Source organism: Burkholderia sp. LFS061, from assembly GCF_047978125.1.
In the GTDB taxonomy this organism is placed as follows: domain Bacteria; phylum Pseudomonadota; class Gammaproteobacteria; order Burkholderiales; family Burkholderiaceae; genus Burkholderia; species Burkholderia pyrrocinia_C.
On sequence record NZ_JBFPFS010000018.1, the window covers coordinates 12695 to 26938 of the forward strand.

16 protein-coding genes and 1 pseudogene are annotated in these 14244 nt (G+C 66.6%); 6 read left to right on the plus strand and 11 right to left on the minus strand.

Going from position 1 to position 14244, the window contains the following annotated elements; translation table 11 throughout:
• Window positions 1–83: 83 nt before the first annotated feature.
• From ACNQQL_RS17590 to ACNQQL_RS17600, 3 genes are all read right to left on the minus strand, one after another.
• Window positions 84–698: a hypothetical protein gene (locus tag ACNQQL_RS17590; RefSeq protein ID WP_347064900.1), complete on the minus strand. Its 615-nt coding sequence runs from the start codon at window positions 696–698 to the stop codon at window positions 84–86.
• Between the two features lie 35 nt (window positions 699–733).
• Window positions 734–1027: a RebB family R body protein gene (locus ACNQQL_RS17595; RefSeq protein ID WP_072437812.1), complete on the minus strand. Its 294-nt coding sequence runs from the start codon at window positions 1025–1027 to the stop codon at window positions 734–736.
• 113 nt (window positions 1028–1140) lie between these two features.
• Window positions 1141–1698 (minus strand): sigma-70 family RNA polymerase sigma factor, encoded by a 558-nt coding sequence (locus ACNQQL_RS17600; protein ID WP_347064901.1) that lies wholly within the window; start codon window positions 1696–1698, stop codon window positions 1141–1143.
• 191 nt (window positions 1699–1889) lie between these two features.
• On the opposite strand from ACNQQL_RS17600, the gene ACNQQL_RS17605 reads away from it, so the two are divergent.
• The gene (locus tag ACNQQL_RS17605; protein WP_347064902.1) at window positions 1890–2780 is read left to right on the plus strand and encodes a Crp/Fnr family transcriptional regulator; all 891 of its coding nucleotides are present in this window, start codon (window positions 1890–1892) and stop codon (window positions 2778–2780) included.
• A gap of 76 nt (window positions 2781–2856) precedes the next feature.
• On the opposite strand, the gene ACNQQL_RS17610 is transcribed toward ACNQQL_RS17605, so the two are convergent.
• From ACNQQL_RS17610 to ACNQQL_RS17625, 4 genes are all read right to left on the minus strand, one after another.
• Window positions 2857–3180, minus strand: a complete 324-nt coding sequence (locus ACNQQL_RS17610) for a RebB family R body protein (protein WP_072437809.1) — start codon at window positions 3178–3180, stop codon at window positions 2857–2859.
• Between the two features lie 196 nt (window positions 3181–3376).
• Window positions 3377–3772, minus strand: coding sequence for a RebB family R body protein (locus ACNQQL_RS17615; protein WP_347064903.1), 396 nt, complete (start codon window positions 3770–3772; stop codon window positions 3377–3379).
• 185 nt (window positions 3773–3957) lie between these two features.
• On the minus strand, window positions 3958–4290 hold the full coding sequence (locus tag ACNQQL_RS17620) for a RebB family R body protein (protein ID WP_174380819.1): 333 nt from the start codon (window positions 4288–4290) through the stop codon (window positions 3958–3960).
• A gap of 80 nt (window positions 4291–4370) precedes the next feature.
• Window positions 4371–5021 (minus strand): hypothetical protein, encoded by a 651-nt coding sequence (locus tag ACNQQL_RS17625; RefSeq protein ID WP_347064904.1) that lies wholly within the window; start codon window positions 5019–5021, stop codon window positions 4371–4373.
• Between the two features lie 233 nt (window positions 5022–5254).
• On the opposite strand from ACNQQL_RS17625, the pseudogene ACNQQL_RS17630 reads away from it, so the two are divergent.
• From ACNQQL_RS17630 to trpS, 3 genes and pseudogenes are all read left to right on the plus strand, one after another.
• Window positions 5255–5666 (plus strand): annotated as a pseudogene (locus tag ACNQQL_RS17630) (HipA N-terminal domain-containing protein); the annotation flags it as partial.
• Window positions 5667–5928: 262 nt separating this feature from the next.
• Complete coding sequence (locus ACNQQL_RS17635; RefSeq protein WP_175961797.1) at window positions 5929–6084, plus strand: hypothetical protein; 156 nt, start codon at window positions 5929–5931, stop codon at window positions 6082–6084.
• A gap of 209 nt (window positions 6085–6293) precedes the next feature.
• Entirely contained in the window at window positions 6294–7307 is a 1014-nt protein-coding gene (trpS, locus tag ACNQQL_RS17640; RefSeq protein WP_347064905.1) for a tryptophan--tRNA ligase, read from the plus strand.
• Between the two features lie 223 nt (window positions 7308–7530).
• Here the strand turns inward: trpS and ACNQQL_RS17645 are convergent, their stop codons facing one another.
• The 4 genes from ACNQQL_RS17645 to ACNQQL_RS17660 all read right to left on the minus strand — a co-directional run bounded on the left by ACNQQL_RS17645 (window position 7531) and on the right by ACNQQL_RS17660 (window position 11603).
• Entirely contained in the window at window positions 7531–7917 is a 387-nt protein-coding gene (locus tag ACNQQL_RS17645) for a VOC family protein (RefSeq protein WP_204420800.1), read from the minus strand.
• Window positions 7918–8108: 191 nt separating this feature from the next.
• The gene (locus tag ACNQQL_RS17650) at window positions 8109–9029 is read right to left on the minus strand and encodes a bestrophin family protein (RefSeq protein WP_347064906.1); all 921 of its coding nucleotides are present in this window, start codon (window positions 9027–9029) and stop codon (window positions 8109–8111) included.
• Window positions 9030–9192: 163 nt separating this feature from the next.
• Window positions 9193–10200: a cytochrome d ubiquinol oxidase subunit II gene (gene cydB / locus ACNQQL_RS17655; protein ID WP_347064907.1), complete on the minus strand. Its 1008-nt coding sequence runs from the start codon at window positions 10198–10200 to the stop codon at window positions 9193–9195.
• 2 nt (window positions 10201–10202) lie between these two features.
• A complete protein-coding gene (locus tag ACNQQL_RS17660) occupies window positions 10203–11603 on the minus strand; it encodes a cytochrome ubiquinol oxidase subunit I (protein ID WP_347064908.1) in 1401 nt (466 codons plus the stop codon).
• Between the two features lie 422 nt (window positions 11604–12025).
• On the opposite strand from ACNQQL_RS17660, the gene fdhD reads away from it, so the two are divergent.
• A complete protein-coding gene (fdhD, locus tag ACNQQL_RS17665) occupies window positions 12026–12898 on the plus strand; it encodes a formate dehydrogenase accessory sulfurtransferase FdhD (protein WP_347064909.1) in 873 nt (290 codons plus the stop codon).
• Window positions 12895–14109 (plus strand): gephyrin-like molybdotransferase Glp, encoded by a 1215-nt coding sequence (glp, locus tag ACNQQL_RS17670; protein WP_347064910.1) that lies wholly within the window; start codon window positions 12895–12897, stop codon window positions 14107–14109. Before fdhD ends, glp begins: the two co-directional genes overlap by 4 nt.
• Window positions 14110–14244 lie beyond the last annotated feature (135 nt).

A 14244-nucleotide genomic window follows, 5' to 3' on the forward strand; every position in this document is an offset into this window, starting at 1 on the left:
CCGCCGCTCACATCCCGCATCCGGCCTGATGGCCCGGCGGGTCGTGTCGGTTGATTCCTTGCCACTGCGCGCGCGGTCGCGCTCTACGTGCCCTTCTTGTCCAGCAGCGCCTGATACTTCTGCAGGCTCTCGTCGATCTTGTCGAGCGCGACGCTCGCGGCCTCCCCTTCGATCGCCTCCGCGGCACCCGCGACGATCGCCGCGGTCGCGACAAACAGGTCCGTCAACAGCAGGCCCATCGCATCCATCGCCATCCCGGGCACGTTCTCGTCGATGGTCTTCTGCGCCAGATCCTTCATCAGCACGCTCTTGCCCGCGATCGCCAGCGACGTCGACGCCTCGAAGTAGTTGGCCGCCGCCTGCGCGACCATGCCGCCCGCCTGCGTGATCATCATGTTCGGGCCGACGGCGATCTGCGTCGTCGCGTAGGACGCGGCTTCCGCGTTGATCGCCTGCACGGTCTGCAGCGCCGAACCGCCTGACCCGGCCGTATCGGCGATCTGGTTCGGCGCCTTCAGCGCATCGGTGAGCCTGCGCAGCCGGTTGATCGGCCACGTACGCGCGCCGGCCTTCGACGCCGCGGTGTTCGGCGCGACATCGGCCGGCGTCGTTGCTTCGGCTGCGGCGTCTGCGACATCGCGCGGTGTCTGCGGTGTCTGCGGCGCGCCGTCGCCGCGCCCGCCCAAAATGCCTTTCATGTTCATGGTTCAGGTATCCCGAGAGTCAGCGCGTCCTAATGCGTGGAACCCGTCTGCGGCCCGGCCGTCGGGGCATGCGCCGCGCCGCCCGAGGCCCCCTTCGGCGACGCTTCGACGGACAGGATCATGGCCACCGCCTTCGACACGACGGCGTTCGAAATCTGGTTCAGCGCCGCCTGCTGCTGCGTCATGTTCTGCGCCGAGATGCCGACGGCCTGGCTGAACATCTGGTAAAGCGTGCCCAGCGCCTGGGCCGGCGATCCCGCGACGACGCTGACATTGGTCTGCGTCAGCGCGTCGGTAACCTGCTCATTGACTTTGTCTGCCACGAGGCCTCCTCGGATCTCGGCTCCGGCATGCGATTGAAGGAACGGCGGGCCGGCAGGCCATCGACGCCGCGCATGCCGTTAGGAACGCTGCGTGCCCGCGTTCGTGAACGTGCTCAGGCGAGTTCCTCGCGCAACTTCTTGCGCAGCAGCTCGACACGCTTTCTGGCAAGCGGCTCGTTGATCCCGAGCGTCGCCGCGATGTGCAGATAGGGGCGGTCCTCCTCGAACTTCAGCGTAAACAGCATCTGCTGCTGCGGCGGGAGCGTGGACAGCGCCTGCTCGAGACGCAGCAGCTGCTGCCGGAGCAGCAGTTGCTGCTCCATCGACGGCGCGTGGCCAGCCAGCTCGACGGTGTGATCGTCGTCCCAGTCCGGGTCGAATTCGAGCCTGCCGCTTTCGCGGAGACGGCGGCGCGCGCCATCGAGGAACGCATGGTTCAGCGCCAGAAAGAGAAAGCCGGCCAGGTTCTGAACGCGCTCGGGCGAACGCTGCAGGTAAATGTGGACCTTGAGTGCGGTATCGGAGAGCAGTTCGTCGGCACGGTAGATATCGCCCTTGCACAACAGGCGCGCGCGGCGCCGCAATTTCCCCTGCATTTCCCGCCATGTGCGATCGAGCTGCTGCGCCGGTGACTCAGGCGTCGGAGCAGCGTGCTGGTTCGAGGTTGTCATCCCGTGCCTTCCTTTTTTATGGAAAACACAGAATCGATTCGATGCCGCGAATGGCGCTGTTACCCGCGTAACACCGTTATCAAGATAATCGGTTTCGGTAAATTTTCTTGATTATTATGAACGGAAATTTTAATCCCCCGGCATAGCCCCATCCGTCGTTTCAGGCGCGCCGCCGGGCGTGAATAACGGCATTGCGATGGAAAAGAACGACTGCCGCCGCGACGCGTTCGCGAGCCGGCACGCTGCTATCCGCGTCGATCGACCAAGCGTCCTTGCCGCCGAAGTGCCGCCATATCCGGACTGCTTGCCGATTATCTGGCTATCTTCATTGTTCATTTTTCACGCAGTGCCAAAGGCAGCGTTTTTCGCTAGGTGGCCGCATCGTCAAACAACCTCGCACGGAAAACATGCCTGCCCTTGCTAACGTTCAAACGCTGCGCAATATACCGATACTCACCGATCTACCGGAAAGCCTGCTGGCTCATATCGAGCGGCATGTCACGCCCTGGCCCGAACACGGCAATCGCCTGTTGTTCTTCAAGGGCGATCCGGGAGATTTCGTCGCCTTCGTGCACCGCGGCCGCGTCTACATGACGCTGCACGAACCCGGCGGACGCGAAATCATTCTCGGCCACTCGGTGCCGGGCGAACTCATCGGCGAAAGCACGCTGATTCGCGCACACCGGCGCAGCTTCACAGCGCAGTTGAGCCCCGACTGCCGCATTTCGCTGCTGCATCGCCAGTACTTCGCGCCGCTGCTGGCCAACGCGGATTTCATGGAGCGCATCCACGAGCAGCTGTGCCGGCACATCCATCAGCTGAGCGACTTCGTCGAGTCGGCGTGCCTGTACCGGCTCGAAGCAAGGCTCGCGCGCCATCTGCTGAACCGCATGCAAGGGAACGATCTCGAGGTGCCGCTGCCGGAGAACCAGAGCATCCTGGCAGCGATGCTCAACGTCAGCCGGCCGCGACTGAACAGCAGCCTGCAGAGGATGCAGCGCGACGGCCTGATCCGGCTTCACGAGCACGGTGTGACGATCGAAAAACCGGAGCAGCTCCGCTACATCGCCGACGCCAATTGATGCCCCGGCAAGCTCATGCGTCGTGCCGCGGCGCGGGGAGGTTGCGCGCGCCGGGTTGCACGGCGCGCGGTGAAGGTCAGCCGCGCCAGTGGCTGATGGCGTTCATCAACTGTGCGATGGCGGCCAGCTGCGACGCAAAGTTGTCGTTCGCCGAGCGCGCCGCGGCGGCGGCCGCCACCGGCGAGCCGGCATAGAGCTGCATGATGCCGACGGTCGTGGCGGCGAGGTTGGACGCCGCCTGGTTCGCCTGCATCTGCACCGCGTTGTGAAGCAGGATCGCGGACGCATGGCTGTTCGACTGCATGAGCGTGCCCAAGGCCACGGCCGGGGCTTCGCCCACCACCTTGACGTTGGCTTGCGTGACTGCATCGGTAATCGCGGCGGAAACCTGTTCCGTCATGTCGTTACTCCTGGTTTGCTCGCCGCTACGGCGCAGTCACGGCGAAAGCATGAGTGGGTCGGTCGGCGACGCCGCGCCGCACGGTGCCGTCGATGCGGCGCGCTCGCTCGCCGTCGCGGGCGTCGACACGTCGCCGGGCGCCGGGCGGCAGCCACCTGGATCGAGGCCGCCGCCCGGCGTCGACGCCGGTTACGCGTCAGACAAGCGCCTTGCCGAGCGCGAGCACGTCAGCCAGCACGGAAATCACGCCGTTCGAGCCGATTTCCGTCGCGGCGGCGCCGGCGCTCGCCGGCCCGAGCGTGTAGAGCTGCATCGTGCCCACGTTCGTCGAGGTCGGCAGCTGGACCGCGGCCTGCGACTGCTGCTGCACGGCGTTCTCGAACAGCACGCTGAGCGAATGGCTCTGGGCCTGGTACAGCGAGCCCGTCGCCATCGCGGGCGCTTCGCCCACCACCTTGACGTTGGTCTGCGTGACCGCGTCGGTGATCGCGGCATTGACCGCGCACGTCTTGCAGTTACAGGGGTCCTTCGGATCCTTCAGGTCATTCGGGACCGTCGGGTCGTCGGCGTTCGCGTTTGCGTCATTTGCCATCGTGTTTCTCCTGGTTTGCGAACGGGCGCCGCATCGAATCGGCTCGGCCCGTTCTGTCGGTTGCTCCGGAACACCGCGCGGCACCGCTGTTCAGGCGCCGGCGGCCGTGCTGCGGATCCGCGGCACGGCGGCGGCATGGGCGGCTCGTGCCGCTTGCGCCGCCGCTCGACCACGGCGTTGCCCCCTTAGTGGGTCACCGCCTTGCCGATCGCGATCACGTCGGCCAGCAGGGAGATGATCCCGTTCGAGCCGATTTCCGTGGCGGCCGCACCCGCGCTTTCCGGCCCGATCGTGTAGAGCTGCATCGTCCCCACGTTCGTCGACGTCTGCGACTGGATCGCGGCCTGCGACTGCTGCTGCACCGCGTTCTCGAACAGGATGCTGAGCGAATGGCTCTGGGCCTGGTACAGCGAGCCCATCGCCATTGCCGGCGCCTCGGCGACCACCTTGACGTTGACCTGCGTGACGGCATCGGTAATCGCAGGATTGACCTGGCACACTTGACACTTATCACCCATTTTCTGCTCCTTGATTCACGTAGTTGAGAGATCGCACATCGGGGCCGGCCGGTTTCTCGTTCAGCCACATGACCCGCGTGCTACTCCATGGACGCTGGGCCGGCGGTATCGTGAACGGCGGCGGTGGCGGCAGCACCCGGCGCGGTCGGTTCGGACCGTTCGGTCGGACCGGCGCCGACGCTTTGCAGCCGGCCGTCTATCGCGTCGAGCCGTACGGCGAGCCGGTCGGCGAGCGAATCGACGTATTGCCGGAAGCAGGCGTCGATTTCCTGCCGGATGAGGCCCGTCAGCTGTTCGCCGATCATCGCCAGCGCCTGGCGGGTGCTGTCCTGGATGTCCGCCGCGCCGGATGCCTGCGCGTCGCCCGGCGGCTCGTGCGCGTCGAGTACGCCGGACACTTTCTGTTGCTCTGACGCCAGCATGCCGAGGGTCGTCTCGTTCTGCGCGTCGATCGTCTGCAGGATGCCGCGCATCTTCTCGTACGCTTTCTGCTGGTTGAGCTGCAGAAAATGCTTGACCTGCTCGCGCGCCTCCTGCCGGGTTTTCAACCGCGGCAATGGCGGGTTCGCGGCGCTCGCCTGCTTGGCCGTGCCGGCGGCCGGCGCCGGCTGGTTCCCGTGCCTGCCCGGCAGCCGCTCCAGCAGCGCCTGTTCTTCGCCCGGCTCGAGGGGCCGTCCCAAGCGCTTCTCTGCGAACTGCCTCAGCAGGGGGTCGAGTGCTTCGCTGCTCATGGCTCACACCTCCTCGATGTCCGCCCGCGGCGCCGGTGCGTGCGGTTCGGGTTCGGATGGACGCAGCGCCGACGCGCCTTGGTCGACGTGCTGCAATGGATATCGCATGGTGTTCTCCGGGAAATGGATGCGCGACGGCCTTGCCGGAAATTTCGGCAGGACTGCTGCAGGGACGAACCGTGCGACGGGTCTGTGAAGTCGGTCGCCGGCTCGCGCCGGCTGCGTGTGTCGGGTACCGGATGTCGCCGACGTTCGGGCTGCGCGTGGAAGCGTGCATCGATACGTCGACCGATCGCCCGGTCCAGCGGGTCTTCGACAATCTGCTGCCCGAGGAAGGGGATGCGCCTGTCGCTCGCGCGCGAGGCGAAAGGCGACGCAGGCGACGCCTGGGGCGTGCTCGCATACTTCGGACGCGAATCGGCCGGCGCGCTCACGCTGCTCGCCGAAGGCGAGCGGAAAGCGGCGGCGGCACGCAGCCACTTTCGCTCGACGAGCTTGAACGCCGCATCCAGGCGATGCCCGAGTGCGCGCTGAAGACCGCGCCGAAGAGTGTGTCACTGGCCGACGCACGGCAGAAGCTGCTGTTGATGTTGCGCGGCGACGCCGGGCTACGCGCTTTTCGAGCAAATGGACAGCGAGCCGACGGCCGCGCCCATCCCCGACAATTCTTGACTGTGGCCGGACTGCCGAACTGGTAGGATGCCCGTCGCCTCGGCATGGACGGCAGCCACAGGACGTTCAACCGTCCCTTTTTTAATGCCCCGCGACCGGTCAACCCCGCAGTCGCGCCCAGGCGACTCGGTGCGCCAACCGCGCCCCAGCCCCGTTGAACCCCGCAACACCCCGGCGTCGCCCCGCTCGACCCGTTGCAGTAACCGTTGGAGTGGCGCATCGCGCGCCTGCAAGCATGAAGAAACCGAATCCGCCCATCCCCTCCCCGCGCGACAAAGACCGCACGCCGCTGGTGCGCGCGGGCGCGCTGCTGCTGATGGCCGGCCTGCTGTACCTGCTGTGGCCGTCCGCCGAAACCGCGTACCTCGCGATGGAATCGGTGTTGCGCTGACGCGCATGGCAGTCCCCGCGCTGCGTTATACTTTCGCGATGGAAACCAAACCTGCCCTGCCGAACCTGCATTGCTGGTGGCGCGCCTGACCCAGGCGGCCCGTTTCCTTTTGCATGTCCCAAACGTGATGCCGCCAGCCATGGCGGCATTTGCGTTTCAGCGCCGACATCATGGCTGGCTGCTTCGACAATCCGGAGCCAACGACCACCATGACCCACCCGAACCGCCCGACCATCCTCACCGGCGACCGCACCACCGGCCCGCTGCACCTCGGCCACTACATCGGCTCGCTGCGCGCGCGCGTGCAGATGCAGCACGAAGCGCGGCAATTCCTGCTGCTCGCCGATACGCAGGCGCTGACCGACAACATGGGCCGCCGCCAGCGCGTCACCGAGAACGTGATCGAGGTCGCGCTCGACTATCTCGCCGTCGGCATCGATCCGGCGATCTCGACGATCGTCGTGCAGTCGCAGGTACCCGAGCTCGCCGAGCTGTCGCAATACCTGCTCAACCTCGTCACGGTCGCGCGCCTCGAACGCAATCCGACCATCAAGGAAGAGATCCGCCTGCGCGGCTTCGAGCGCGACATCCCGGCCGGCTTCCTGACCTACCCGGTGAGCCAGGCCGCCGACATCACTGCGTTCAAGGCGACGCACGTACCTGTCGGCGACGATCAGTTGCCGATGATCGAACAGACCAACGAACTCGTGCGCCGCTTCAACGCGACCGTCGAGCAGCCGGTGCTGGTCGAATGCGAGGCCGTACTGTCGTCGGTCACGCGGCTTCCGGGCATCGACGGCAAGGCGAAGATGAGCAAGTCGCTCGGCAATGCGATCACGCTCGGCGCGACGCCGGACGAGATCGCGCAGGCCGTGAAGGACATGTATACAGATCCGAACCACCTGCGCGTGAGCGACCCCGGCCAGGTCGAGGGCAACGTCGTGTTCACGTTCCTCGACGCGTTCGAGCCGGATGTGCAGAAGGTCGACGAGCTGAAGGCGCACTATCGCCGCGGCGGGCTCGGCGACAGCGTCGTCAAGCGCGTGCTGAACGAACGGCTGCAGGCACTGATCGAGCCGATCCGCACGCGCCGCCGCGAGTTCGAGGCCGACAAGGCCGAGGTGATGGCGATCCTGAAGCGCGGCACGTTGCACGCGCGGGAAGTCGCGGGTGCGACGCTCGCGGAAGTGAAGGGCGCGCTGGGGCTCACGTATTTCGATTGAGCGGCGCAGGCGGCAAACGCGGTGCGAGGACGATGCGCGGCGGAAAGCCGGAGCGGCTTGTCAGGCTCCGGACGGCGCAAGGCCGCCCCGCAGGCGGTCAGCCACCGATCGGCGCCGTCATGCCCGTTCGCACCCGCTATCGTTTCCCCGTCAGCCACGCCCGCCCGCGACACCATGAGGCCAGCGGAAACGATCGGCCGGCTGATCAGGCCCGCGCAACGCGTTACTTCATCTGCATCAGTTGAATGAGGTTCCCGCACGTATCGTCGATCACGGCGACGCGCACGGGCCCTGCGTCCATCGGCTCCAGCGTGAACCGCACGCCGTGCGCGGTAAGCCGCGCGAATTCGCCATCGAGATCGTCGACCTGGAACGACGCCGCCGGAATGCCGTCTTCATACAGCGCCTGTTTGTAAGGTCCGACCGCACGATGGTTGCTCGGCTCGAGCAACAACTCGGTGCCGTCCGGCTGGTCCTTCGACACGACGGTCAGCCAGCGGTAGTCGCCCACCGGGATGTTGTTCTTCAGCCTGAAGCCGAGCTTGTCGGTATAGAACGTCAACGCCTTGTCCTGATCGTCGACAAAAATACTCGTCACGTAGATTCGCATTTCAATCCCTCCTGAAGCGGCAACCGCCGTTCGTACGGTCACGCTGCATCATCGATAACAGGCAACGCCCGTGCCGCTATTCTTCGTCGAAATCGATGACAAACGCATAACCACCGTCGATTCGCTTGCGCAGGCAGCCGTCGAAGTCGTCGCCGATCACCGCGAATAACCGACGCGTTGCGCGTGCCCGCTTACGTGATCTGATACGTCGACGCCGGCACGAACTCCTCCGGCATCGGCCGATCGCCCAGCTCGAGCACCGACCGCTCGATCGTGCGCGTCATCGCATCGAGCGCGAGCGCATTCGGCGCGAGGCCGAACGGTTCGGCGACCTCGTTCGCGATCGCTTCGAGTGCGATCAGCGTGTACGAGATGAACACGCAGATCAACGGCGTGAAGAACTCCGTCGAATCGACGAGGCCGAACGGCAGCAGCACGCAGTACGCATACACGGTGCGGTGCAGCAGCACGCTGTACGAGAACGGAATCGGCGTCGACAGGATGCGCTCGCAACCACCCACCGACTTGCCCAGTTCGTCGAGCTGCGTCTCGAACATCCAGCACGTCGCGTCGCTGCCGGGCGCGCGGCCCAGCGCGCGGACAATGCCGCCGCGCAGCTCGTCGAGGATCGCGACCGGCTTGAAGCATTTGCGTGCGAGCGCGCCGGCACGCTCCGCGCCGAGGATGCGCTGCAGGTCTTCGGTCGGATCGGTATGGCGCAGCTGATGCTTCAGCGCATACGTGAACGCGATCAGCAGATCGGCGAGCCCGTTGCGCTCGGCATCGCCGACGCTGTCGGGCAGGTAGCGATTCAGTTGCGACGTCACGTTGCGCGCCGCGATCAGCAGGTTGCCCCACAGATGCCGCGCCTCCTTGAAGCGCTCGAAGCTCGCGTTGTTGCGAAACGCGAGGAAGATCGCGAGCGCGAGCCCGAACAGCGTGAACGGCGCGGTGTTGAGCGGAATCTTCTCGCCGAAGATGCGCCCGTTCGTGAAGACCGCCAGCGTGCTGACGATCGCCATGAACACCAGTTGCGGAATGATCGATTGCAGCACGGAGCCGTTCCAGACGAACAGCATCCTGAGCCAGTTTTGTCGTGGTCTGACGATCATGATTGTTTCTCGACTGACAAAGGAATACGCAACACGGAACGCCCGCACCCGATGTGCAACGGCCCGCGCGTGGCGGGCCGCTTTCGGGCAGGGGACGTGCCGGGGCCGCGTTGCGCGCGATGATACGCCCACGCCCGTCGCGCCCCGTCACATCGCGCGCCGCTCAGTGATAGCCGATGTCGCCCTCGCGCACCTTGCCGCGAAACACGCGGTACTGCATCGCGTTGTACACGAGGATGATCGGCAGCACGATCACCGTGCCGACGAGCGCGAACAGCTGGCTCGAATGGCTCGACGACGCGTCCCAGATCGTCAGCGACGGCGGCACGATGTTCGGCCAGATGCTGATCACGAGCCCCGTATAGCCGAGGAACACGAGTGCGAGCGTCAGCAGGAACGGCGTGGCCTCGTGCTGGCGCTTCACCGTGTGGAAGATGCCCCACACGCACGCGACGACGAGGACCGGCACCGGCAGGAACCAGCCGAGGTTGCCGCTGCCGAACCAGCGGTGCGCGACGGCCGGCAAGCCGATCACGGTCCACAGGCTGACGACGGCCATCACGCCGAGCAGCACGCCCGCGAGCGGCTTCATCAGCAGCCGCATCTTGCGCTGCAGTTCGCCGTCGACCTTCAGGATCAGCCAGCCGCAGCCGAGCGTCGCATACGTGACGAGCACGCCGATCCCGCAGAGCAGGCTGAACGGCGACAGCCAGTCGAACGGCCCACCCGCGAACTGGTTGTTCTCGATCTTGATGCCCTGCAGCAGCGAACCGAGCACGATCCCCTGGCAGAACGCCGCGAGCGCGGAGCCGCCGATGAACGCGAGATCCCACATGTGTTGCGTGCGGGTTGCCTTCGCACGCAGTTCGAACGCCGCGCCGCGGAAGATCAGCCCGACCAGCATCAGCACCAGCGGCAGGTAATTCGCGGGCAGCAGCGTCGAATACACGACCGGGAACGCGCCGTAGAGCCCCGCGCCGCCGAGCACCAGGAACGTCTCGTTGCCGTCCCACACCGGCGCGACGGTGTCGAGCATCACTTGCCGCTCGGACTTCGCATCGAAGAACGGGAACAGCAGGCCGATGCCGAGATCGAAGCCGTCCAGCATCACGTAGATGAACACGCCGAGGCCGATGATCGCGGCCCAGACGACAGGAAGATCGATTTGCATGGTTACTCCGCTTCGGTGACGTTCAGCGGCGTGGACAGCGCGCTCTTGCGCAGCCCCGGATGCCGGTGCAGCTCGATGTACCCGGCCTGGGCGGCCGGCCCGCGCTTCATCAGTTTCATCATGTAATAGATACCCGTTCCGAACACCAGGAAATACACGACCACGAAGATCAGCAGCGACACGCCGACCTGGTGCGCGCTGAGCGGCGCGACCGAATCGACGGTGCGCAGCACGCCGTACACGGTCCACGGCTGCCGCCCGACCTCGGTCGTGATCCAGCCGGCCAGCAGCGCGACGATGCCCGACGGCCCCATGCCCACCACGAACCACTGGAACCAGCGCGTTTCATACAGGCGCCCGCCCTTTCTCAGCAGCAGCCCGAGCAGCGCGGTCAGCAGCATCAGCATCCCGAGGCCCGCCATGATCCGGAACGTCCAGAACACGATCGGCGAATACGGGCGGTCCTGCGGCGGGAACTCCTTCAGCCCGCGGATTTCGCCATCCCAGCTGTGCGTGAGGATCAGGCTGCCGAGGTGCGGCACCTGGATCGCATAGCGTGTGGTTTCGGCCTGCATGTCGGGCAGCCCGACGAGGTTCAGCGCGGTGCCGCCCTTCTCGGTTTCCCACAGCCCCTCGATCGCCGCGATCTTCGCCGGCTGATATTCGCGCGTGTTCAGCCCGTGCGCGTCGCCGACGACGATCTGGATCGGCGCGAGCAGCAGCAGCATCCACAGCGCCATCGAGAAGCTGCGCTTCACCGGCTCGTCGCGGCGCCCCTTCAGCAGGTGCCACGCGCCGCACGCGGCGACGATGAAGCCCGCGACGATGAACGCCGCGATCGTCATGTGCACGAGACGGTACGGGAACGACGGATTGAAGATGATCTTGAACCAGTCGACCGGCACGACGAGGCCGTTCTCGATTTTGTAGCCCTGCGGCGTCTGCATGAAGCTGTTCGACGCGAGAATCCAGAACGTCGAGATCAGCGTGCCGACCGCGACCATCAGCGTCGCGAAGAAGTGTGCGCGCGGGCTCACGCGCTGCCAGCCGAACAGCATCACGCCGAGGAAGCCGGCCTCGAGGAAGAACGCCGTCAGCACTTCATACGTGAGCAGCGGCCCCGTGATGTTGCCCGCGACGCGCGAGAAGCCGGCCCAGTTCGTGCCGAACTCGTATGCCATCACGACGCCTGAGACCACCCCCATCCCGAAGCCGATCGCAAAGATCTTCGACCAGAACTGGAACATGGATTTGTAGGCGGCGTCGCCGGTGACGAGATAACGCCATTCCAGCACCGCCAGGAAGCTCGCCATGCCGATGCTGATCGCGGGAAACACGATGTGGAACGACACCGTGAACGCGAATTGCAATCGTGCGAGATGGAACGCATCGAAGATTTCCATGACCGTAATTTGCTCGTGATTGTGAGAACGTCCGCCCGAAGCAGGAAATCGCGCGACGGCTTGGCGACAACACATGCGAACACAAACGATCGCTCGCATGGCATCGAAGCGTGAACGACGATATCGCGTTTGCCACGATACTCGCAATCGCGCGAACGCGTCCTGAAACTGTGCTTTCCGTCCCGGCAAAGATGTGTGTCCGGAAAAGACACAACCGGCGCCGGGCGTCGCAAGCTGTACTGCTTTCCGCGTTGCGACGCTGTGCCTGCGGCGCGCTGTTCGCCGCCCTTACCATGTGATGCAACGCCTGCCCGCGGCGACGGTGCGCCCCTCGGCGCCCGCCCGGCGGCATCGATTTCCGTCGCTCGGCGTACGCGCCGAGCCCGGCCGGCACGCCGGCCGATCCGCCTGGAGAAAAACGCATGGAGTCCTGCACCCGCCGCGACGATCCGACCGGCAGCACCGCGTGTCATGTGACGCGCCATCGTGCCGGCGAAACGCGCGACACCGTCGATCGCGTCGTCGACGAAACGCCGGTTGCACTCGTGTTCAACGGCATCTCGCACACGGTCATGATGGCGACGCCGATCGACCTCGACGCGTTCGGGCTCGGCTTCGCGTTGAGCGAAGGCATCGTCGAGCGCGCGTCCGACGTGTTCGACATCGAGAGCGAATGCCGGCCCGGCAGCGCCGAAGTGCGGCTCACCGTGTCGCAGCAGGCGTTCATGGCACTGAAGGCGCACCGCCGCGCGCTGGCCGGCCGCACGGGCTGCGGCGTATGCGGGATCGAAAGCATCGCGCAGCTCGATCTGCACCCGCCGCGCATCGATGCCGCCGGCGCGGCCGCAGGCATCGGCGCCGACGCGATCGCACGCGCCGCGCGCGCGTTGCCGGCCCACCAGACGCTGATGCGCGAGACGGGCGGCATCCACGCGGCCGCATGGTGCGACCGCGGCGGCGCCGTGCTCGACGTGTTCGAGGACGTCGGCCGCCACAACGCGCTCGACAAGCTGATCGGCCGGCTCGCGCGGCGCCGCGCCGACCTGCACGCGGGTTTCGTGTTCCTGTCGAGCCGCGCGAGCTACGAACTGGTGCGCAAGGCCGCGCGGGTCGGCATCCCGATGATCGCGACGATCTCGGCGCCGACGTCGCTGGCGATCGACGTCGCCCGCGAAGCCGGCGTGCGGCTGCTCGGCTTCTGCCGCAACGACGGCTTCGTCGAATACGTGTCGCCCGACGCCGCCCATCCCGACCAACCGGCGCTTTCGCAAGCGCATCCGGCTCTCTCGTCATGAAACAACTGATCGATTTCGACACCGCCCAGCAGCATTTCGCCGGCGCGTTCGCGCCGCTGGACGCGGTCGTTTCCGTGCCCGTCGCCGACGCTGCCGGCCACGTGCTGGCCGCACCGCTAACCGCCGTGCTCGACCAGCCGCCGGCCGACCAGAGTGCGATGGACGGCTACGCCGTGCGTCACGCGGATCTCGCGCACGGCGAGCCGCTGCGCGTCGCGCAGCGCTGCTATGCGGGCGACACGCCCGCGCCGCTGGCCGCGCGCACGGCCGCACGCATCTTCACCGGCAGCCTGATTCCGCCCGGCGCCGACACCGTCGTGATGCAGGAGCATGCGCACGAACAGGACGGCTGGGTCGCGTTCGACGCGCCGCAGCGCAGCGGCTCGCACATCCGCCGCCGGGGCGAGGAAGTGCGTGCCGGCGACCTGCTCGTGCCGGCCGGCGTGCGGATGGGCGCGATGCACGTCGGCGTGGCCGCCGCGCAAGGTTTCGCGCGCATCGGCGTGCGCCCGGCGCTGCGCGTCGGCATCCTGACGACCGGCGACGAACTTGTCGCGTACGGCCAGCCGCGTGCGCCGCAGCAGATCTACAACAGCAATGCGCCGATGCTCGCCGCGCTGGTATCGGGAACCGGTGCCGGCGTTGCGATGAGCCTGCATGCGGCCGATACGGCGCCCGCCGTCGATCGTGCGCTGCGCGACCTGCACGCGTGTTGCGACCTGGTGATCTGCGTCGGCGGCGCGTCGGTCGGCGACAAGGACCTGCTGCGCCCCGCGCTGGCCGCGCTCGGCGCATCGTTCGTCGTCGGTGGCGTGCGCATGAAACCCGGCAAACCGGTCGCGCTCGCGCGGCTCGACGCGCGGCCCGTCGTGCTGCTGCCCGGCAATCCGGGCGCCGCGATGACGGCGTTCGCGCTGTTCGTCGCGCCGCTGATCCGCTGCCTGCAGGGGCGCGACGCGTGCGTGCCGATCGTGCCGTCGCTGCCGGTCGATATCGACTTCGAGCCGGATGCGCAGCGCGAGCGCTTCGTGCGCGTGCGCCGCACCATCGGCGCCGACGGCTCGGCCGTGCTCGACACGCTGCGGCAGCAAGGCGCCGGCACGCTGCAATCGCTCGTGCAGGCGAGCGGGCTCGCGCGGCTGCCGGCCGGGAAGCGCATCGCGCGCGGCGACGCGGTGCCGTATTACGAATTCGCGCATTGGCTCGCATGATCGCGACGCCGGATAGCCGCCCGATGCCGCGCATTCGCCGCGCACCCCGTACGGCGAACTGTATTCCTGCAATTCGGGCGCGATTGTGTCCCTGCCGCAAAAGTCCGGCGGACTATGCTCACGATGAGGCTCGCC